This window comes from Serratia sp. AR11, from assembly GCF_056376275.1.
This window is the reverse complement of sequence record NZ_CM150739.1, coordinates 3,660,515-3,680,920: the sequence shown is the minus strand read 5'-3', so window position 1 is coordinate 3,680,920 and position 20,406 is coordinate 3,660,515. Positions and strand designations below refer to the sequence as shown.

Sequence of the window (20,406 nt, the reverse complement as noted above, 5' to 3'; positions counted from 1 at the left end):
TTTTACGCGTCTTTAAGCTTCCACAAGCACAGCACTGCGCCAACAACCATCGCCAGAGCGGAATAAAACACCGCGTGATAATTCCAGACTTCCGCCACTACGCCAGCGATGGAACCGGCTAAAATCCAACCCACGCGAGTGGTGTTGGTAAACAGGGTGGTTGCGGCACCGGCCTGTCCAGGCATCAAATCCTGAAAATAGAGCATACCGATCCCCGCGAGTACGCCGATAAACGCCGCGTTAAGCAGTTGCAGGGCGATCAGTGGCCAGGTGCCGGTGATAAACAGCAGACCGAAGTAAAACAGCAGGCCCGCCACCACCGCCCAACGCATTAAAAAGCGCTTGCCGAAGCGTTTCGCCACCATGCCGGCAATCAGCATGGTCGGTATCTCCAGCCCGGCCGCCGTACCCATTAATATCCCGGCCAGCCTTTCCGGCAGATGCAGCTCATGCACCATATACAGCGGCATATTGATCAGATACATGCTGTTGGCGGTCCACATAAAGGTGCAGGCCATAAACAGCAGCAGCGTATCGCGACGGTTTTGTCGTGGGGCCTCCAGTGTGGTGCTGGTGGCTACCGGCGTTTTGCGCATCGAGGGCAGCATTTTCCACACCAGCACGCCACACAGGATGAACGCTGCCGCGGCGGCCAGATACATCACTTTAAAACCGAACCCCAGGGCCAGTGCAAAGGCGATGGGCGGCCCTATGACCCAGGCGAGGGAAACCTGCGCCCGCAGGATTGAACTGAACATGACGGCTTCGCGACCGGTGCGATCGGCATGTTCGCGCGCCAGGGCGAACATCTGCGGGTTAGCGGTGGAACCGAAGCTGGTCAACATCACGCCGACCGCCAGTAACAGGTAATAATTGCGGTTCCAGGCGAACAGCACGCAGCCCAGCGCACCCAGCATGCAGCAGAGGAAAATCAGCGTTTTGCGATCGCCTTTTTGATCCGAACGGCGAGCGAGAAACTGGCTGACCAGAATGCCAATCACCGCGCTACCGGTGAAAAACAGCCCAACCATCGAGGGGCGCACCTTCACTTCCGTCGCCAGGAACAGGCTCAACGTAGGGGTCTGTAGCGCCCCGGCAATACCGGTGAGAAACGCCACCACTAAAAAAGCCAGTGAAGTGAGGTCGGGCGAGCGTCGCGTTGCCGCAGATGATGTAGACATAGAGGTCAGAAAATAGCCGTCAATGAGGGATCCGGCGCATAATACGCCCATTTATTTGTAAAAAAAAGAAATGAACCGAAACCGGTTTCATTCCTTTTGCTGGTAAAGTTTTTTTCCGGTATAAGGGCATAAAAAAGGGCGATGTCACCATCGCCCCGGTATTACGCTATGACCCGTTACGCGCCGGCAGGCACGTCGTGCGCGGTGTTTTTCAGCACCTCACCCTGATACTTCTCGATCTGCAACTGGGCCATCTGGCCACAGTTCCCCTGCGCCAGGCTGGAGGAGCCGACGTCGAAGGTCAGGCAGTTGACGTTACCGTTCTTGCACAGCGAGCCAGGCTGAGAAGGATCGGCCGGATCGAACCAGGCCCCTTCGCTGATCCGTACCACGCCAGGGCGCACGTCTTCACTGACGACTGCACCGACCAGGATCTGGCCGCGATCGTTAAAGGCGCGCACCAGATCGCCGCTGGCGATACCGCGTGACTTGGCGTCCTGCGGATGGATCACAATCGCTTCCCGGTCTGCTACCGCATACTTTTTACGCAGCGGCGTATTGTCGAGCTGCGAGTGCAGACGGTTGATCGGGTGCGCGGTGTTCAGCGACAGCGGATATTTAACCGCCTCTGGCCCGCGATACCATTCATGCGGCGGCATCCAGGTCGGAATGCCCGGGCAATCCTGATACTTCATTTTGGCAATGGCGTCGGAGTAGATCTCGATCTTACCGGATGGCGTACCCAACGGATTGAGCAGCGGGTTTTCGCGATAGTCGGCGAAACGTACCCATTGGGTATTGGCCTCGGGCACCGGGAAACGCACATAGTTGTTGGATGCCCAGAACATATCGAATGGCGGCAGGGCCACCCGGGCGGCGCGCGCCTGGGTTTTCATGTCGTCGTACATGCCTTTGAGCCACTGAGTCTCATCTTTGCCTTCGGTAAAGGCATCCTGCACACCCAGCTTGGCCGCCATGGCCGCGAAGATATCGAAATCGCTGCGCGACTCATGCTGCGGCTCCACGCACTGATGCATTGGGAACACATACAGTTGCGAGTAGTCGCCGCCCATTTCCAGATCGTTACGTTCATAGCTGGTGGTGGCCGGCAGCACGATATCGGCGTGTTTGGCGGTGGCGGTCCAGTAAGGTTCGTTCACCACGATGGTGTCCGGCCGTTGCCAGGCCTTGACCAGATTGTTGGTGTCCTGGTGCTGGTGGAAGGTGTTGCCACCGGCCACATACACCATTTTCACTTCGGGGTAGGTGACCTGTGTGCCGTTGAAATTAATGGTCTTGCCCGGATTGCTCAGACATTCGGCGATGCGTGCCACCGGGATCGGAGCCGGTGAGTTCTTCGGCGCATTACCGGCAGAAATACCGGAAATGATGCCGCCTTTCGCCGTCGGGCTACCGCCGGAAGAGTAGTGATAGCTGAAGCCGAAGCCGCCGCCCGGCAGGCCAATTTGGCCGAGCATCGCCGCCACGGTGACCAACAGCCAGTGCTGCTGCTCGCCATGATGCTGACGTTGAATACCCCAACCGCCCATGATCATGGTGCGATTTTTCGCCATGTCGCGTGCCAGTTGGCGCAATACGTCGGCATCGACGCCGCAAACATCGGCGGCCCATTCGGCAGTTTTCGGTGTGCCATCGGTTTCGCCCAGCAGATAAGCCTGGAACTTGTCGAAGCCGGCGGTGTAGGTTTTCAGGAAGTCCGGGTTATGCAGTTTCTCTGTCAGCAGCGTGTGAGCGATGCCGATCAACATGGCGCCATCGGTATAAGGGCGTGGAGCGATCCACTGCGCATCGATAAATTTGGCGCTGTCGTTATGCACCGGGTCGATGCTGATCACGCGGGTGCCTTTCTTCTTCAGCGCCTCAAAGCCGGTCTGGCCGTAGTGGTCCGGCACGTTCCAACTGTTTTTCAGCGTGATCATAGGGTTACAGCCCCACAATACTACCAGTTGGCTGTTTTCAATCACGTTCGGCCAGGCGGTTTGCTGTTCGTAAACCTCCATGGAGCCGACCACGTGTGACATGATCACCTGTGCAGCACCGGTGGAATAGTCACCGGCATAACCGAGGAAGCCACCGGTCAGGTTCATCAGGCGTTGCAGCAGCGTGCGGCTGTTATGCAGCATGCCGACGCTCTTCCAGCCATAGGAACCGGCATAGATTGACTGCGGGCCGTGATCTTTTTGCAGACGGGTGATCTCGCCACAAACCAGTTCAATCGCCTTGTCCCAGCTGACGCGCACCCATTCGTCGCGGCCGCGCAGTTCGGTATGGCTGCCGGGGCCGCCTTCCAGCCAGCTTTTACGCACCATCGGATATTTGATGCGGTTTTCGGCATGTACCTGGTAGGGCGCCATGGTGATCAGTTCGTTCGGGTAAGGATCGTCCTTGACCGGCTGCACGCCGACCATTTTGCCGTCCTGCACTATGGCTTCAAAAGCGCCCCAGTGTGCGCCGGTCAGAATGCCTTTTTGCGCCTGACGCAGCACCACAAATTGCGGCAGCGCCTGGCTGATGGCCTGCGCCAGCGCTGACTTGGGCCACAGGCCTGCCAGCAACGGGGCGGCGGCCAATGCGGTAGCACCGGTCAGGAAGCGGCGGCGGCTCATTTTTAACGCTTGTTGTTGATATTTGCTCATTTCGCTTCTCCCTTAAAGCTTGGCAGGTTTGGTTGGCTGCATGTCACTGGCGTGTTTCTGCACGTATTGTGTCAGAACGCGCAGTTGTTCCTGCGTCAGCGAGGTGCGTGGAGCCATGCCTTTAATTACGCCGATCCACTGGTTGGCGTTGAAGCGATCTAGGGCGGTCAGGCCGTGACAGCCGGTACAGTTGGCCGACATCATATCTGCGGTGTAGCGCCAGATTTTTTGCTGATCGTCGATCAGTTGTTTGCGCGGCAGCCAGACCTGCAGGGAAACCTGGTGCCATACCAGGCCGGTTTCGGCATCGGTCATGGTGGTGCCGGTTTTCAGCAGTTTGCGAGCGTCTTCACCCAGCAGCACGCTAAGGATACGTTTGCCCTGTGCGGCATAGAACACCTCACTGACGCCGTCCTGCTGCCAGCCGGTGACGTTGGCCAGCACCTTGTCGCCTTCCTGTTTCACCACCTGAACTTCGGTGGATGGCATCAGGTTGCCGGCATTGTGGCTGTCGTCCGGTTTCAGGAAGAAGGGTTCAGTGGCAATGGTGTACAGCGTGGTGGCGGTAGGTGAGGTTTCAGCCGCGGCCTTCGCCAGTTCGGCTGCACCGGCCTGGGCGGCACCGCTCATGTCCGGCAGAATGTGCGCGACTCCTTTATGGCAATCAATACAGGTTTCGCCCTGCTTGATAGCCACCGGATGCTGAATGCGTGCTTCAGGCCGTTGGGCGGTGATGTCCATGGCATCAAAGCTGTGGCATGAACGGCAGGTGGCGGAATCGCTTTCTTTCAGCGTTTTCCAGACCGACTGGGCCATGGCCAGCTTATGTGCCTCATATTTTTCTGGCGTATCGATAGTGCCCACCATCTCGCCATAAATATCTTTTACCGCGCGGATCTTGGTCCACAGGTAATCGAGCGGTTCGTGTGGGACGTGGCAGTCGGCGCATTCAGCGCGGATGCCCTTGGTATTCTGGAAGTGAATGCTGCCCTGATATTCGGCCAGCGGTTGTTGCATGGTATGACAGGACACACAGAAGGCGGTGTCGCTGGTTTTGTGGAATACCGTGGCGGTACCCGCCAATAATGCTGCTCCGAGGATAATCCCCAACAGCAAAAGCCACAGCCATCCCCAGCGGTGCTTTTTTATCAAGCCAGTGAATTTATTGGTCATATTGAACCCACTTATAATTATGAAATACCAAGGAAAACCTTGCCAAAAAAAGTGCCGGCCGAGCGCCGACATACTTGAGGAAGTATAGGTAACATTAGCAATGACATCTAATACTATAGGGTTATTTTTAGCAGAAAAATGGCCATTTGAGGGATTTTACAGCGTTATATTCTGGCTTATATAACGCATTTTTTATGTGTCTTTATCAGCCCATGATTCAGATCACGGACAGATATAAAAAATACTGAACGAAAAGGCTATTTCGTCGGCTGGTAGGCCTGGCCTGTTTGCCAGAGGTTAATGGCGTTACGGCTGGCTTCGAAGTGGGGTTCCGGTAACTTATTCGGAGAGCACCAACGCCATTCTGCACATTTTTCCGGTTCTTTGAGTTCTGGGGTGCCACCGGGATGCTGCGTCAGTAAACAGACGGATATCGTATGCTTTCCCTCGGCGCGCCAGGTTTGCAGATTATTGCTAATACCGATAAAAGTGGGTGGGGCGATCATCAGCCCGGTTTCTTCGGCAATCTCACGCTGAGCGCACTGTTCAAAGGTTTCACCGGCATCCAGATGCCCGCCGGGAATCGACCAGAAAGGCGCGTGCTGACCGCAGCGTTTTCCCAGTAATATTTCCCCTTGTGCATTTACGATGATCACCCCTACGCCCGCCACTACAGTCATGCTTGTCTCCGTCAGCAAAATTTCAGCTTAGTATGTCATTTTAGCGCCGCGACGGATAACCCTTCGGGAAAAGTGTGCGTGAGGTCAAAAATCTATCACATCAATTTTGAGAAAACTTGCTTTCAGCCGGTGCTGCTCACACACTCCTTGAAACGTTTCAGCGTTATGGGCGCGATGATTCCGTACCGATAACGCTCCTTTTTCCCAATAAAGCTGAAACGATTCAATTCAGCAGGAGAGGAAAATCATGTTCCAGTTGTCACCGCAAGATATTCACCTGGGCGCAACTGCCGGCAGCAAGCAGGCAGCCATCCAGCAGGTTGCCGCCGCACTGACCGAAGCCGGCTGCGTCAGCGCCGCCTATGTGGACGGCATGCTGCAGCGCGAGCTGCAAACCTCCACCTATTTGGGTAACGGCATCGCCATCCCGCACGGCACTACCGATACCCGTGAACTGGTGCTGAATACCGGCGTACAGGTATTCCAGTTCCCGCAGGGCATTGAGTGGGGCGAAGGCCAAACCGCCTTTGTGGTGATCGGCATTGCCGCCCGCTCCGACGAACACCTGGCGCTGTTACGCCAGCTGACACACGTGCTGAGTGACGACAGCGTAGCCGAACAGTTGGCGAAAACCACCTCGACAGAAGAGCTGCGCAGCCTGCTGATGGGCGAAAAGCTGACGGCAGAATTCAAATTTGACGCTTCTCTGATCGCGCTCGATGTGGCCGCCGACAGCCTGATGACGCTGCAGGCGCTGAATGCCGGTCGTTTGCAGAAGATCGGTGCGGTCAACGCCCAGTTCGTCAGCGACGTCATTACCCGCAAGCCGCTGAATTTGGGGCAGGGCATTTGGCTGAGCGACAGCACCGAAGGCAATCTGACCAGCGCGGCCACCCTGAGCCGTCCGGTGCAGGCGTTTGACGAAGACGGCGAGAAAGTTGCGCTGCTGCTGACGCTGTCGGTGGCTGACCAGCAACCGCTGGCGGTGCTGAACTACCTGAGTGACCTGCTGTTGGCGAATAAAGCTGAACGCTTGCTGAACGCCGATGCCATCACCGTGCTGGCATTGCTGACCAGTGAGGTCGAAGAAGAAAATACCACCCTGAGTGCCGAGTACGTCATTCGTAACGAACACGGCCTGCATGCCCGTCCGGGGACGGCGCTGGTCAACGTAATCAAGAAGTTCGAGAGCGAAATTACCGTCACTAATCTGGATGGCAGTGGCAAACCGGCCAACGGACGCAGCCTGATGAAGGTCGTGGCGTTGGGCGTAAAAAAAGGACATCACCTGCGCTTTACCGCCAAGGGTGAAGATGCTGAAACGGCGCTGAAGGCGATCGGTGAGGCCATTAACGAAGGACTGGGCGAGGGCGCAGCATGAGCAGAAGAGTAGCAACAATTACCCTGAATCCGGCTTACGATCTGGTGGGTTTTTGCCCGGAGATCGAGCGCGGTGAAGTTAATCTGGTCAAAACCGCCGGTCTGCACGCCGCCGGAAAAGGCATTAACGTCGCCAAGGTGCTGAAAGATTTGGGCATTGATGTCACTGTGGGCGGTTTCCTGGGCAAAGATAACCAGGATGGCTTCCAACTGCTGTTCAGCGATCTGGGCATTGCCAACCGCTTCCAGGTGGTACCGGGCCGCACCCGCATTAACGTCAAGCTGACGGAAAAAGACGGTGAAGTGACAGATTTCAACTTCTCCGGCTTTGAGGTGAGTGGTCAGGATTGGGAACGTTTCGTGACCGACTCACTGAGCTGGCTCGGCCAGTTCGATATGGTGGCAGTGAGCGGTAGTCTGCCGGCCGGGGTTGATCCCGATGCCTTTACCGACTGGATGATCCGCCTGCGCGCTCAGTGCCCGTGCATCATTTTCGACAGCAGCCGTGAAGCCCTGGTTGCCGGCTTGAAAGCCGCGCCATGGTTGGTGAAACCCAATCGTCGCGAGCTGGAAATCTGGGCCGGTCGTCCATTGCCACAGTTGGCTGACGTGGTTGAGGCCGCACATGCGCTGCGCGATCAGGGCATTGCTCACGTGGTGATTTCTCTCGGTGCCGAAGGGGCGCTGTGGGTCAATGCTTCCGGCGCCTGGATCGCCAAGCCACCGGCCTGCGAAGTGGTCAGTACTGTCGGTGCCGGCGACTCGATGGTCGGCGGCCTGATTTATGGCCTGCTGATGCGCGAATCCAGTGAACATACTTTGCGTTTGGCTACCGCCGTAGCTGCGCTGGCCGTCAGCCAGAGCAACGTTGGCGTGACCGACCGTCCACAGTTGGCCGCGATGATGGCGCGTGTCGACCTGAAACCTTTTAATCAATAGCGGGAGGCAGAATGAAAACACTGCTGATGATAGACAGTTCGCTGGGGCAGGCGCGTGGGCACCTGGCGAAACGCATGCTCGGCGCTGCTGTGGCGAAGGCCGGCCTGACGCTGGTGGAGTCCCCGGATGAGGCTGAACTGGTGGTGGTGGCGGGGCAATCTGCGCCTGCTGACGCCGCGCTGAACGGCAAGCGGGTTTATGTGGGCGATGTGGAGCACGCGGTGCGTGAGCCGGAAGCCTTCCTGACGCAGGCTATCGCCGAGGCAAAAACCTGGCAGGCACCGGCAACGGCTGAACCGGTCAAAGCGGCGGGTCAAAAACGCATTGTGGCGATCACCGCTTGTCCAACCGGTGTGGCGCATACCTTTATGGCGGCCGAGGCGATTGAGAGCGAAGCCAAAAAACGCGGCTGGTGGGTAAAGGTTGAAACCCGCGGTTCCGTGGGTGCCGGTAATGCCATTACGCCAGAAGAAGTGGCGGCGGCGGATCTGGTGATTGTGGCGGCCGACATCGAAGTGGATCTGGAGAAATTTGCCGGCAAGCCAATGTATCGCACCTCTACTGGGCTGGCGTTAAAGAAAACCGCGCAGGAACTGGACAAGGCGCAGGCCGAAGCCGAGATTTTCCAGCCCCAGAAAAGCGGTGCTCCGGCCGCGGCCGGCAAGAAGAAAGAGAGTGCCGGGCCTTATCGTCATCTGTTGACCGGTGTGTCTTATATGCTGCCAATGGTGGTGGCGGGCGGTCTGTGTATCGCACTGTCGTTCGTATTCGGTATCAAGGCGTTCGAAGTCAAAGGCACGCTGGCGGCGGCACTGATGCAGATCGGTGGCGGATCGGCCTTTGCACTGATGGTGCCGGTGCTGGCTGGTTTTATCGCTTTCTCGATTGCTGACCGTCCGGGCCTGACGCCGGGGTTGATTGGCGGCATGTTGGCAGTAAGCACCGGAGCCGGTTTCCTCGGCGGTATCATTGCCGGTTTCCTGGCGGGTTATGTCGCCAAATTTATCAGCACCAAACTGCGTTTGCCGCAGAGTATGGAAGCGCTGAAGCCGATCCTGATCATTCCGCTGGTTGCCAGCCTGATCGTGGGTCTGATCATGATCTTCATCGTCGGCACGCCGGTGGCGAAAATCATGGAAGGTCTGACCCATTGGTTGCAGTCACTGGGTACCGCTAACGCGGTGCTGCTGGGCGCAATCCTCGGTGCCATGATGTGTACCGATATGGGGGGCCCGGTCAACAAGGCGGCCTATGCTTTTGGCGTGGCGTTGCTGAGTTCTTCGGTGTATGCGCCGATGGCGGCGATTATGGCTGCCGGTATGGTGCCACCGCTGGCGATGGGGTTGGCAACGCTGCTGGCGCGTCGCAAGTTCGACAAGTCACAACAGGAAGGCGGGAAAGCGGCGCTGGTGTTGGGCCTGTGCTTTATCTCTGAAGGCGCGATCCCGTTCGCTGCCCGTGACCCGATGCGCGTGCTGCCATGCTGCATCGCTGGTGGCGCGCTGACCGGTGCGCTGTCCATGGCGTTTGGTGCCAAACTGATGGCGCCGCACGGCGGGTTGTTCGTGCTGCTGATCCCGGGCGCAATCACTCCGGTACTGCTGTATCTGGTGGCGATTATCGCCGGTACGCTCTTGGCGGGCGTGTCTTACGCGCTGCTGAAACGTGCTGACGTCCCGGCGGCCAGCGTAGCTTAAGATTAGCGTTGGTAATAAAAAAACCGGAGTCCAGGCTCTAATGCTTGTCAGTTAAGGTGATATGGTTTCCTCTCCTTTGGGAGAGGGTTAGGGTGAGGGGATACATACTAACGCGAAAGCCCCTCACCCCGGCCCTCTCCCTCGGGAGAGGGGGATGCCCACTTAAACAACGTCGTACATTCTTATTCAGAACTTTGCTTAACTGACCGGCATTAGAGTCCAGGCTCCGGTTTTTTATTGCGACAACTACTGCTGGGCTTTTAGCCAGGCGATCTCTTCCGCCCAGATATCCGGGTTCACCGTTTCCAGGATCAGCGGGATTTTGTCGAAGCGCGGGTCGCGCATGATGTAGCTGAACACCGTTTTACCGATGTTGCCCTCACCCAGGCTGTGGTGACGGTCAACGCGACTGCCGAATTCGCTTTTGGCGTCGTTCAGGTGCATACCGCGCAAATAGTTGAAGCCCACCACCTCACCGAGTTCCTTAAAGGTCTGTTCGCAGGTTTCCTCGGTACGCAGATCGTAACCGGCGGCAAAGGCGTGACAGGTGTCGATGCAGACGCCGACGCGGCTTTTGTCTTCCACGCCGTCGATGATCGCCGCCAAATGTTCAAACTTAAAGCCCAGATTACTGCCCTGACCTGCGGTATTTTCGATCACCGCTGTCACACCGCTGGTTTTATCCAGCACCAGGTTGATGGATTCAGCGATGCGTGCCAGGCATTTGTCTTCGTCAATTTGCAGCAGATGGCTGCCAGGATGGAAGTTCAGCAGCGTCAGCCCCAGTTGCTCACAACGCTGCATCTCATCAAGAAAGGCTTCGCGGGATTTTTCCAATGCCTCGGTCACCGGGTGGCCGAGATTAATCAGGTAGCTGTCGTGCGGCAGGATCTGTCCTGGGCCGTAACCGTATTGCGCGCAGGCGCTCTTGAATTTATCAATCACATCGGCAGGCAGCGGGGCGGCCTTCCATTGACGCTGATTTTTAGTGAACAGGGCGAATGCGGTCGCCTCTAATTCGTGCGCGCGGATAACCGCCTGATCCACGCCGCCTGACGCGCTGACATGTGCACCGACAAACTTCATTTTCATTCTCCTGTGTAATCGGCGTCATTATGGCATTGATAGCGGAAGGATTGAATGGCTGAAAAAGTTCAGGCCCGCGATGGCGGGCCTGAGGTAGTGGAATAATCGCGGGGTGAATCAGAGGAAGTGTTGCACCAGCAGGTTAATCGCACCGCCGCCGACAATCAGCCAGATGAACAACAGGGTGGCCAGCAGAATCGGTTTTACCCCCGCCTGGCGCACTGCGCTGATGTGGGTGGTCAATCCCAGCGCCGCCATGGCCATCGCCAGCATCCAGGTATCCGCAGTAATCAGATGTTTTACCAGCGTAGCCGGGATCAGGTTGAACGAGTTCAGCCCGGCGACGGCGATAAACAGCACGGCAAACCAGGGAATGGTAATGGCAGATTTTTCTGCTTTCTCACCGCTGTTGCCAGTGCTACGGCTGCGGCTGATAAACCCTGAAAGTACGACCAGGAAGGGTGCCAGCATCATTACGCGGATCATTTTGGAGATTACCGCAGCGTTTTCAGCATCCGGCCCGATGGCATGCCCGGCGGCGACGACCTGTGCTACTTCGTGGATGGTCGAACCGGTGAAGATACCGAAAGTTTCCTGATTAAACGGCAGCCACTGGAATTGTTCGTTCAGATGGTACAGCCAAGGGTAGGCAAAGATCGCCAGCGTACCGAACACCACCACGGTGCTCACGGCGACCGCCACCTTATTGGCATCGGCTTTCAGTACCGGTTCGGTAGCCATGACCGCAGCCGCACCGCAGATGCTGCTGCCGGCACCGATCAGCATGGTGGTATGAGTGTCGAGGCCAAACACTTTCTTGCCCAACCAGCAGGCGAGCAGGAAAGTGGTGGTGAGCGTTAACGCATCAATGATGATACCGGTAGTGCCCACGTCGGCAATTTGCTGAAACGTCAGGCGGAAGCCGTAAAGGATAATGCCCAACCGCAGCAGGCGCTGTTTGGCGAACTGAACGCCGCTGTGAGAGCTCGGTTGTAACCAAGGGTACAGCGTATTACCTACCACAATGCCGAGTAAAATCGCCAGCGTCAGCGCTCCCAGCCCCAGTCCGGCCACCCATGGAATATCACCAATCCAGACGGCTAACGCGGTGATAGCCCCGGTCAACAGCAGCCCTGGGATCAGGTGAGGTAAACCGAACAGGGCAAATTGCCGAGTGGGGAAATTATGTGTGGTATTGGTCGCCATAAGTCAGCCCTTTTAATCAAAATCTTGAGCACAGACTACGTTCTGGCTGCATAAAAGAGAAATTGATTATATGGTTATAACCTATCTGAATAAGTGGTTAATCGACACGGGCGGCTTTCATGCTGATTTCTGCAAACGTGGTACCATTAATAGTATTCACCCTGTGCGTTGTTGCCGGTCAGCAGCGCAGATTTTGCATTAATTTCAGTGACTTTTTTCGATGTCACCTTTGCTTAAAACCGAGACGCTATGCATATCACCTTACGTCAATTGGAAGTGTTTACCGAAGTGCTTAAGAGCGGTTCGACCACGCAGGCTTCGGTAGTTCTGGCGTTATCACAGTCGGCGGTCAGCGCCGCGCTGGCCGATCTGGAAGGGCAATTGGGCGTGCAGTTGTTTGACCGCGTGGGCAAGCGTTTGGTCATTAATGAACATGGCAGGTTGCTGTACCCGAAGGCGCTGGCACTGCTGGAGCAGGCAGGGGAGATTGAACAACTGTTCCGCCATGACGGCGGTGCATTGCGCATCAGTGCCAGCAGCACCATCGGTAACTATATGCTGCCGGAGATGATCGCCCATTATCGGCATGATTTCCCCGCTTCACCGTTGGAACTGAACGTCGGCAACAGCCAGGACGTGATCGGCGCTGTGGCGGATTTCCGTGTCGATCTGGGACTGATTGAAGGCCCTTGCCATATGCCGGAACTGATCACTCTGCCGTGGCTGGAAGATGAATTGGTGGTATTTGCCGCGCCGGACAACCCGTTGGCCGGGCAACCGCTGACCCTGGAAATGCTGGCCACAGCCCCCTGGATCCTGCGTGAGGGTGGCTCGGGGACGCGCGAGGTGCTGCATCATCTGCTGCTGGCGCACTTGCCGCACTTCCAACTGGTGATGGAACTGGGTAATTCGGAAGCGATCAAACATGCGGTTCGCCACGGCATGGGGATCAGTTGTCTGTCGCGGCGTGTGATTGGCGAACAGTTGGCCAGTGGCGTGCTGGTGGAGCTGAATATCCCGTTACCGCCGTTGATGCGCACCCTTTATCTGATCCATCACCGGCAAAAGCATATCTCCAACGCGCTGCAGCGTTTTCTCGGATACTGTGGGTTTCAGCCTCAATAGCGTCTCCGAAAGCAGTAAAAAAGCATAAAAAGCTGCTCCCTGTCACATTAATGACAGTAAGTAAGGTATTCTGGCCTGTCGCTAATAATTAGCCCTGAATTATGAAGCTATCTTATATCAGTGGAATGTTATTAGTTCGCCGGCGGGTATTTGTTACAATCCGCCCTCATTTTTTTTGACCAGCAGATAGGGTAAGAATGGCTCAGCAGGATATAAAAACAACATCGGAGCAAGCAGTGCCCGGATTACGCCGCGAGCTGAAAGCTCGGCACTTAACCATGATTGCTATTGGTGGCTCTATCGGCACCGGTCTGTTTGTCGCCTCTGGCGCTACGGTTTCTCAGGCCGGTCCGGGCGGGGCACTGCTGTCTTACGCGCTGATCGGACTGATGGTTTACTTCCTGATGACCAGCCTGGGCGAATTGGCAGCCTTTATGCCGGTGTCCGGCTCTTTCTCCACCTACGGTGCCAAATACGTAGAAGAAGGCTTTGGTTTCGCGCTGGGCTGGAACTACTGGTACAACTGGGCGGTGACCATCGCCGTTGACCTGGTGGCCTCGCAGCTGGTGATGACCTATTGGTTCCCGGATACGCCGGGCTGGATCTGGAGCGCACTGTTCCTTGGCCTGATGTTCCTGTTGAACTACATCTCGGTCAAAGGCTTCGGTGAAGCGGAATACTGGTTCTCGCTGATCAAAGTGACCACCGTCATTATCTTTATCGGTATCGGCGTGCTGATGATCTTCGGCATCCTCAAGGGGGGCGAGCACGCGGGCTGGCAGAACTGGACTATTGGCGATGCGCCGTTTGCCGGGGGCTTCTCGGCGATGATAGGCGTGGCGATGATAGTCGGCTTCTCGTTCCAGGGGACCGAGCTTATCGGCATCGCGGCCGGCGAGTCGGAAAACCCGGGCAAAAACATCCCGCGCGCTGTGCGTCAGGTGTTCTGGCGTATCCTGCTGTTCTATATCTTCGCCATTTTGATTATCAGCCTGATCATTCCTTATACCGATCCGAGCCTGCTGCGTAACGATGTGAAAGACATCAGCGTCAGCCCGTTCACGCTGGTCTTCCAGCACGCCGGCCTGCTGTCGGCGGCGGCGGTGATGAATGCGGTGATCCTGACGGCGGTGTTGTCCGCCGGTAACTCTGGAATGTACGCATCCACCCGCATGCTGTTTACTCTGGCATCGGAAGGCAAAGCGCCGCGTATTTTCGCCAAACTGTCGAAGGGTGGGGTGCCACGCAACGCGCTGTACGCCACTACCGTGGTGGCGGGCCTGTGCTTCCTCAGCTCAATGTTCGGCAACCAGTCGGTTTATCTGTGGCTGCTGAACACCTCGGGGATGACCGGCTTTATCGCCTGGTTGGGGATTGCCATCAGTCATTACCGTTTCCGTCGCGGCTATATGATCCAGGGGCGTGATCTGAACGATTTACCTTACCGTTCCGGTTTCTTCCCGCTGGGCCCGATCTTTGCGTTTGTCCTGTGCCTGATTATCACGCTGGGGCAGAACTATCAGGCGTTCCTGCAAGACCGCATCGATTGGTACGGCGTGACCGCAACTTATATCGGTCTGCCGCTGTTCCTGATTATCTGGTTCGGCTACAAGCTGACGCGCGGCACCCGTGTCGTGAAGTACAGCGAAATGGAATTCCCGAAAATGGACGTGAAGTAATCCCTGTCTATACCCGTTAAATTTCAGGCTGCAGCTGACCCTTTGGCTGCAGCCTGAAACTAATCCTTTCCTTTTATCCCCAGCGCTTGCTGCGCCGCCGTCATCAGGCTTGCTACCGTTTTATAATCCTGGGTTAACGCCAGTACTCCGGTATTCAACCGCAACGTCACCTCACCGAATGCGCCAAAGTCGTAAGGCACCTCCAACGGTGGAACGATACGCGCCAAAAATTCGCCTTCGGAACCGTAAGGCAGGCCGTGCACCAGGATCAGAAACTGACCACCGCTATAGCGGCAGACAAAATCACTCGGGCGCACCAGCATTTTCAGGCGCTCGCCGATGGTGCGTAACACGTCATCGCCGATCAACACCCCGTGGCTCTGGTAGAGCGCCGCCAGTGGCGTAAATTCAATAATAAACAGGTGTGAAAGGGGATGCTGTGTCGAGGAGGGGCGACAAATATCCTGCATTACCGCTTCCCCGCCTGCACGGTTAAGAAAGCCGGTTAAATGGTCTCGATGGGCCGCCTGTTGTTTTTCCGCGGTTAAAGTGACCTGTTGCGCCACCTGTTGATGGTAAAACGCGATCAACCCATGGGCCAGCAGCAGCCACAGCGGGATGATATCCGCCAGTAAAAACAGATTTTGTACGCGTGACAGCGGTGCGGCCAACAGATAGGGCAGGGTCAGCAGCATAATTTCCAGCAGGGCAAAACGCGGGGCGGCGGCATGACGCTGCATCAGCCAGAATGCCAGCGCGGTGATCAACAGGCCGGCGGACAGGATCAGTAGCATACGGCCTGAAAGCATCGCCAGCAGTGCAATTGCGCCCACCAGTGCACACCACAGCAGTACCGTCACCAGCATGGCTGTTGGCCTGATAGGGGGAGTGACGCGCGCCAGCCACCAGCGCCCGGCGGTCAGTAATGCCAGCAATGCCAGCAGTGCAGCCGCGATCGCCAGGTTGCTCAGCCAGCCATACGCCAGCAGCAGCAGTGCCACACCGGCGGCATTCAGCCAGGGAGTGGCGGGGGATGGCACCAGCGTAAGCCGCATTTGGCGCTGAAATTGGGCGTTATCAGCCTGATGCGAACTTTGTAGCAGCCAATTCAGTAGCGCAGGTTTTTTAGGCGTTAACGTTGGGGAGCGACTTCTCATGGCGGCCTCTTTAGTAAAGGGCCCGCTAACGGGCCCTAAATATCCGGCATAAGGTGCCTGGTACACCCTTTGCCGGTCTGGCTTTGGATTCTATGTGGTTTTGTTGCAATTTGTCATAGTCGGGCGCGGGGCGGCCAAACTTTCGGAATTATTAACCCTGTACGCCATCGGAAGCTTGTCGGACCTGATTGGCTAATAGTCTTATAAAATAAAGCGTTACACATTAACATGGCAGGTAATAGCTATTGGTATGATTGATAAGTATTATCGTTTGCTTTATTGTTATCGGCTGCTTATCCCGTTCAAGCGGCCGTCTGGCGCGCCGCCATGGTCATTGTCGTAACAGGTATCCGAAATAATGAGCGTATCCACCGATCCTCTGTCTGACGCCAAGGGGCAACCCGACGTCAACGTTATGGGGCGTTATCACCATATTCTCCGCCACCGTTTATTGATGATGGGGGTGTTGGCATTGGCAATTTTGGGTTCGCTGCTGCTGGATTTTACCCTGGGGCCATCCGGACTTTCGCTGTCCTCTCTGTGGCAAACGCTGATTGATCCTGCGGCTGCAGATGCCGGTACGCGGGTGATTGTCTGGGATATCCGTTTGCCTTATGCCTTGATGGCCGTGGTGGTGGGGTTTGCGCTTGGCCTGGCCGGGGCAGAAATGCAAACCATCCTGAATAACCCGCTTGCCAGTCCCTTTACCCTCGGGGTTTCTTCTGCCGCCGCTTTCGGCGCGGCACTGGCCATTGTGCTGGGGATTGGCGTGCCGGGCATTCCTGACCAGTGGTTTATTTCCGCCAATGCGTTTATTTTCGCCTTGTTTGCCGCATTGATGCTGGACGGCATTACACGCTGGACGAGGGTTGCCACCTCTGGGGTGGTGCTGTTCGGGATTGCGCTGGTGTTCACCTTTAACGCGCTGGTCTCCATGATGCAGTTTATTGCCAGCGAAGATACGCTGCAGGGGCTGGTGTTCTGGACGATGGGTAGTCTGGCCCGCGCCTCCTGGGACAAACTGGGCATCCTGCTCGGCGTATTTGCCGTGCTGCTGCCGTTGTCGATGATGAGCTCGTGGAAGTTGACCGCGCTGCGTCTGGGTGAGGATCGGGCGGTGAGCTTCGGCATCGACGTGCGCCGCCTGCGCCTGACCACCTTGCTGCGTATCAGTATTCTTTCCGCATTGGCGGTGGCATTTGTTGGCCCTATTGGTTTTATCGGCCTGGTAGCGCCACATATCGCCCGTATGATTTTCGGTGAAGATCATCGTTTCTATCTGCCGGCCAGTGCGTTGATTGGCGCACTGGTGCTGTCGATGGCCTCAGTGGCCTCGAAAAACCTGATCCCGGGGATCATCATTCCGGTCGGTATCGTCACTTCGCTGGTGGGGGTGCCGTTCTTCCTGAGTATTATTCTGCGTCATCGGGGGAATGTATGAGCCAGGGATTGCGTATCGAGCATTTCTCCGCCGGTTATCCGAAGCGTCAGGTGATCGGCAATTTGGCGGTGCCAATGTTGCCACGTGGCCAAATCACCGTGCTGCTGGGGCCGAACGGCAGCGGCAAGTCGACGCTGCTGCGCTCGCTGGCCGGGCTGAACCCGGCGCAGGGGCAACTGTGGCTCGATGATATCGATCTGATGCAGATGCCCTTTGCCCGTCGGGCCGAGAAAGTGGTGTATTTGCCGCAATCGTTGCCTGCCGGAGTGCATTTGCACGTGCTGGAGTCGATCATCGTGGTGCAACGCGCCTCGGGCGGCCGCAGCAACGCCGGCAGTGAGTCGGAGGTTATGGCATTGCTGCAGCAGCTTGGCATCGCACATTTGGCGCTGAGCTACCTCGACCAGCTTTCCGGCGGCCAGAAACAGCTGGTTGGCCTGGCGCAATCACTGATCCGTCAGCCTTCACTGCTGTTGCTGGATGAACCGCTGAGCGCGCTCGATCTTAACTACCAGTTCCACGTGATGGATTTGGTGCGCAAAGAGACGCGTAAACGCAATATCATCACAGTGGTGGTGGTGCATGACATCAATATAGCCCTGCGCCATGGCGACCATGTGTTGATGCTGCAGGACGGTGAATTGATTGCCGACGGTGCGCCGGAAGAGGTGATCACGCCGCAGAGTTTGGCGCGGGTTTATGGCGTTCGCGGACGTATTGAGCGTTGTTCGCAGGGCACCCCGCAGGTGTTGATCGACGGATTGGTGAACCAGCCGGTGGTTTGAATTGTTCCCTCTCCTTTGGGAGAGGGGTAGGGTGAGGGGATACATACTTACGCGAAAGCCCCTCACCCCGGCCCTCTCCCTCGGGAGAGGGGGACGCCCACTTAAACAACGTCGTACATTCATATTCAGAACTGTACTTAACTGACCGGCATTACCCGATCTCGGGGCCTTTTTTATCGCATCAGAAGTTGTAGGTCATGCCGACGGTGTAACGACGGCCATCCAACACGGTATTGTAGTTATCGTAATCGACGGTTTTATCGAGGATGTTGTAAACCCCACCGGTAACCTGCAGGTTTTTATTCGCCTGGTAGCTAAGGCCAGCGTCAACAAAGGTGTAAGACGGCGTGCTCTTGGCCATTGATGCTCGGCTCATGTAGTCCGATGTCTTACTGCGGAAGTTAACGCGGGACCACAGGCTGACATCGTGAGTTGCCTGCCAGTCCAGCACGCTGTTAACCATATGCTTCGGCATCTGGTTCAGTGGTTTGCCCTGGAAATCCCCACTTTTTTGCTCTGATGAGGTATAGGTGTAGTTGGTGTTCCACTTCCAGTCTTTGCTGATTTGCCAGCCAAAGGTGGCCTCTACGCCACGCATATTGGCTTTATCGACGTTAGTACGGTCGCTGATAAAGTAATAAGGCGTGTCGCCGATCATGCATTGCGCGTCGCCGTCGCCGCTGTCGCAGCGGCGCACTTCGGTAATTTTATCTTTGAAGTCGGTGTTAAACAGGGTAACGCCGGCGTTCAGGTTTTGCTGGTTATCCCACATCACCCCGATCTCTTCGCTCAGGCTTTTTTCTGGCTGCAGGTCCGGATTGCCGATGATGATTGAAGTGCGGCCACCGCCGGTGATTTGCCCCCAATTGGCTGAGGATTGACGCAGATCCGGTGAACGGTAACCGGCAGAAACGCCGCCTTTCAGCGTCCATTGCTCGGCCAGGTGCCAGACGCCGTACATGCGCGGTGTCCAGTGGTTGCCGTAGTTCTGGTCCTGATCCATACGGATGCCGCTGGTCAGGCTGAAATCGTTGGTCATCGCCCATTCGTCTTCGGCAAACAGCGCCCAGCTCCAGCGCGTCAGTTTGTTCAACCCATCCGCTGCTGCCAACTGATTGCCACCGTCGCTCAATTTTTCGTAACGGTACTGGCCGCCGAGATTCAGCATATGGTCGCCGAGGTCAAACTGGGTTTGCGTATTGAAGATAGTGTTGTACATCTTCATGTCGCGGCCCGGGTTATTAGTTTCTTCGCGCTGAATGTAGCTGGTGGTATTGCCGAAGTCGTAATAACCGTTATGGGTTACGGCGTAGTTGGTCCGGGTGTAGAGGCTGTCGCTGGCGCTGTTAGCCGTGCATTTATTGTTACGGCAGTTTTCAGTCGCCATGGATTTGCCCGGCGTACTGTCACGATCCTGCAAAGAGCGGCCAATTTCGAAATCAAAATCGTTCTGTTCGTTTGGCGTCAGGTTGAATACCGCGGTGCCGCTGCGCATGCGCTGCTCGCTGTAGCCATTGAGGATTTGGTCCTCGGCGCGGCGGGACAGCAGGCCATTGACCCGCAGACCCAGCAGGCCTTCAATCAGCGGACCGGAAGCGTAGGCGTTAGTCTGGAACAGATCGCCGGAGTTGCTGTTCTCCTGGAAGGTGGCATCGCCGTGCAATGAACCTTTCCAGCCCTGGGTATTGGAGGTTTTGCGGGTGATCACGTTGATCACGCCGCCCATGGCGTCAGAACCGTACAGCGAAGACATCGGGCCGCGCACCACTTCAATGCGCTCAATGGCTTCCAGCGGCGGCAGCCAGCCCTGCTCAATACCCGAGTTATCGCTGTTCGGGCGGGTGCCACGGGTGTCCACGCGTTTGCCATCGACCAGAATCAGGGTGTATTTAGAGGACATGCCGCGGATGCTGATATCGCTGTTGCTGGCCCCGCCGGTTACCACCACGCCCGGTACGTCTTTCAACGCGTCGGTAATGTCGCGGTAGGCTTTGTCTTCAATCTGTTGGCGCGGGATCACCGAGATAGAGGCGGGGGAGTCCTGGATTTTTTGCTGGAAACCGGAGGCGGTCACCACCATGGTGTCCTGAGCGTCATTCTGTGGTGCGGCGAACGCGCCGGCGCTGCCGAGTGAGGCAATAATCAGTGCGGTGAGCTGGTTATAACGTGGCTTTTCCATGAGGCAAACCTTTCCTGGTCTGATGTAAATCGACAAAGTGT

At 56.6% G+C, this 20,406-nt stretch carries 15 protein-coding genes; 7 read left to right on the top strand and 8 right to left on the bottom strand.

The window, feature by feature from the left end:
- Positions 1-2 precede the first annotated feature (2 nt).
- From setB to ACSOSI_RS17335, 4 genes are all read right to left on the bottom strand, one after another.
- Positions 3-1,181 carry a sugar efflux transporter SetB gene (setB, locus tag ACSOSI_RS17350; RefSeq protein WP_261097885.1) on the bottom strand — a complete coding sequence of 393 codons (1,179 nt, stop codon included), beginning with the start codon at positions 1,179-1,181 and terminating at the stop codon, positions 3-5.
- A 176-nt stretch (positions 1,182-1,357) separates the two neighbouring features.
- Positions 1,358-3,838: a trimethylamine-N-oxide reductase TorA gene (gene torA / locus ACSOSI_RS17345; protein ID WP_012145949.1), complete on the bottom strand. Its 2,481-nt coding sequence runs from the start codon at positions 3,836-3,838 to the stop codon at positions 1,358-1,360.
- Positions 3,839-3,850: 12 nt separating this feature from the next.
- Positions 3,851-5,011, bottom strand: coding sequence for a NapC/NirT family cytochrome c (locus ACSOSI_RS17340; RefSeq protein WP_476705862.1), 1,161 nt, complete (start codon positions 5,009-5,011; stop codon positions 3,851-3,853).
- A 257-nt stretch (positions 5,012-5,268) separates the two neighbouring features.
- Positions 5,269-5,691, bottom strand: a complete 423-nt coding sequence (locus ACSOSI_RS17335; protein WP_476705861.1) for a nucleotide triphosphate diphosphatase NUDT15 — start codon at positions 5,689-5,691, stop codon at positions 5,269-5,271.
- A 247-nt stretch (positions 5,692-5,938) separates the two neighbouring features.
- On the opposite strand from ACSOSI_RS17335, the gene fruB reads away from it, so the two are divergent.
- The 3 genes from fruB to fruA are packed head-to-tail and all read left to right on the top strand — an operon-like array spanning position 5,939 to position 9,707.
- A complete protein-coding gene (gene fruB, locus ACSOSI_RS17330; RefSeq protein ID WP_017893436.1) occupies positions 5,939-7,072 on the top strand; it encodes a fused PTS fructose transporter subunit IIA/HPr protein in 1,134 nt (377 codons plus the stop codon).
- Positions 7,069-8,010, top strand: a complete 942-nt coding sequence (gene fruK / locus ACSOSI_RS17325; RefSeq protein WP_012145945.1) for a 1-phosphofructokinase — start codon at positions 7,069-7,071, stop codon at positions 8,008-8,010. The genes fruB and fruK overlap by 4 nt, the downstream gene beginning before the upstream one ends.
- An 11-nt stretch (positions 8,011-8,021) precedes the next feature.
- A complete protein-coding gene (fruA, locus tag ACSOSI_RS17320) occupies positions 8,022-9,707 on the top strand; it encodes a PTS fructose transporter subunit IIBC (RefSeq protein WP_476705860.1) in 1,686 nt (561 codons plus the stop codon).
- 246 nt (positions 9,708-9,953) lie between these two features.
- On the opposite strand, the gene nfo is transcribed toward fruA, so the two are convergent.
- On the bottom strand, positions 9,954-10,793 hold the full coding sequence (gene nfo / locus ACSOSI_RS17315) for a deoxyribonuclease IV (RefSeq protein WP_261131702.1): 840 nt from the start codon (positions 10,791-10,793) through the stop codon (positions 9,954-9,956).
- A 117-nt stretch (positions 10,794-10,910) separates the two neighbouring features.
- Positions 10,911-11,999 carry a YeiH family putative sulfate export transporter gene (locus ACSOSI_RS17310; RefSeq protein WP_261131704.1) on the bottom strand — a complete coding sequence of 363 codons (1,089 nt, stop codon included), beginning with the start codon at positions 11,997-11,999 and terminating at the stop codon, positions 10,911-10,913.
- 249 nt (positions 12,000-12,248) lie between these two features.
- Here ACSOSI_RS17310 and yieE point away from each other — a divergent pair, with 249 nt between their 5' ends.
- Positions 12,249-13,124 carry a DNA-binding transcriptional regulator YeiE gene (gene yieE, locus ACSOSI_RS17305; RefSeq protein ID WP_012145941.1) on the top strand — a complete coding sequence of 292 codons (876 nt, stop codon included), beginning with the start codon at positions 12,249-12,251 and terminating at the stop codon, positions 13,122-13,124.
- Between the two features lie 197 nt (positions 13,125-13,321).
- Positions 13,322-14,803 carry an amino acid permease gene (locus ACSOSI_RS17300; protein ID WP_012145940.1) on the top strand — a complete coding sequence of 494 codons (1,482 nt, stop codon included), beginning with the start codon at positions 13,322-13,324 and terminating at the stop codon, positions 14,801-14,803.
- A gap of 59 nt (positions 14,804-14,862) precedes the next feature.
- On the opposite strand, the gene ACSOSI_RS17295 is transcribed toward ACSOSI_RS17300, so the two are convergent.
- Positions 14,863-15,960, bottom strand: coding sequence for a GGDEF domain-containing protein (locus ACSOSI_RS17295; RefSeq protein WP_476705859.1), 1,098 nt, complete (start codon positions 15,958-15,960; stop codon positions 14,863-14,865).
- Positions 15,961-16,318: 358 nt separating this feature from the next.
- On the opposite strand from ACSOSI_RS17295, the gene ACSOSI_RS17290 reads away from it, so the two are divergent.
- Positions 16,319-17,401: a FecCD family ABC transporter permease gene (locus tag ACSOSI_RS17290; RefSeq protein WP_012145938.1), complete on the top strand. Its 1,083-nt coding sequence runs from the start codon at positions 16,319-16,321 to the stop codon at positions 17,399-17,401.
- Positions 17,398-18,186 (top strand): ABC transporter ATP-binding protein, encoded by a 789-nt coding sequence (locus tag ACSOSI_RS17285; RefSeq protein WP_476705858.1) that lies wholly within the window; start codon positions 17,398-17,400, stop codon positions 18,184-18,186. The genes ACSOSI_RS17290 and ACSOSI_RS17285 overlap by 4 nt, the downstream gene beginning before the upstream one ends.
- Before the next feature lie 181 nt (positions 18,187-18,367).
- Here the strand turns inward: ACSOSI_RS17285 and ACSOSI_RS17280 are convergent, their stop codons facing one another.
- Positions 18,368-20,365: a ligand-gated channel protein gene (locus ACSOSI_RS17280; protein WP_012145936.1), complete on the bottom strand. Its 1,998-nt coding sequence runs from the start codon at positions 20,363-20,365 to the stop codon at positions 18,368-18,370.
- Between the last annotated feature and the right edge of the window lie 41 nt (positions 20,366-20,406).

Excerpts from the sequence above, each read along its gene's own strand:
- setB (WP_261097885.1), bottom strand. The coding sequence starts at position 1,181 with ATGTCTACATCATCTGCGGCAACGCGACGCTCGCCCGACCTCACTTCA.
- torA (WP_012145949.1), bottom strand. The coding sequence starts at position 3,838 with ATGAGCAAATATCAACAACAAGCGTTAAAAATGAGCCGCCGCCGCTTC.
- ACSOSI_RS17340 (WP_476705862.1), bottom strand. The coding sequence starts at position 5,011 with ATGACCAATAAATTCACTGGCTTGATAAAAAAGCACCGCTGGGGATGG.
- ACSOSI_RS17335 (WP_476705861.1), bottom strand. The coding sequence starts at position 5,691 with ATGACTGTAGTGGCGGGCGTAGGGGTGATCATCGTAAATGCACAAGGG.
- fruB (WP_017893436.1), top strand. The coding sequence starts at position 5,939 with ATGTTCCAGTTGTCACCGCAAGATATTCACCTGGGCGCAACTGCCGGC.
- fruK (WP_012145945.1), top strand. The coding sequence starts at position 7,069 with ATGAGCAGAAGAGTAGCAACAATTACCCTGAATCCGGCTTACGATCTG.
- fruA (WP_476705860.1), top strand. The coding sequence starts at position 8,022 with ATGAAAACACTGCTGATGATAGACAGTTCGCTGGGGCAGGCGCGTGGG.
- nfo (WP_261131702.1), bottom strand. The coding sequence starts at position 10,793 with ATGAAGTTTGTCGGTGCACATGTCAGCGCGTCAGGCGGCGTGGATCAG.
- ACSOSI_RS17310 (WP_261131704.1), bottom strand. The coding sequence starts at position 11,999 with ATGGCGACCAATACCACACATAATTTCCCCACTCGGCAATTTGCCCTG.
- yieE (WP_012145941.1), top strand. The coding sequence starts at position 12,249 with ATGCATATCACCTTACGTCAATTGGAAGTGTTTACCGAAGTGCTTAAG.
- ACSOSI_RS17300 (WP_012145940.1), top strand. The coding sequence starts at position 13,322 with ATGGCTCAGCAGGATATAAAAACAACATCGGAGCAAGCAGTGCCCGGA.
- ACSOSI_RS17295 (WP_476705859.1), bottom strand. The coding sequence starts at position 15,960 with ATGAGAAGTCGCTCCCCAACGTTAACGCCTAAAAAACCTGCGCTACTG.
- ACSOSI_RS17290 (WP_012145938.1), top strand. The coding sequence starts at position 16,319 with ATGAGCGTATCCACCGATCCTCTGTCTGACGCCAAGGGGCAACCCGAC.
- ACSOSI_RS17285 (WP_476705858.1), top strand. The coding sequence starts at position 17,398 with ATGAGCCAGGGATTGCGTATCGAGCATTTCTCCGCCGGTTATCCGAAG.
- ACSOSI_RS17280 (WP_012145936.1), bottom strand. The coding sequence starts at position 20,365 with ATGGAAAAGCCACGTTATAACCAGCTCACCGCACTGATTATTGCCTCA.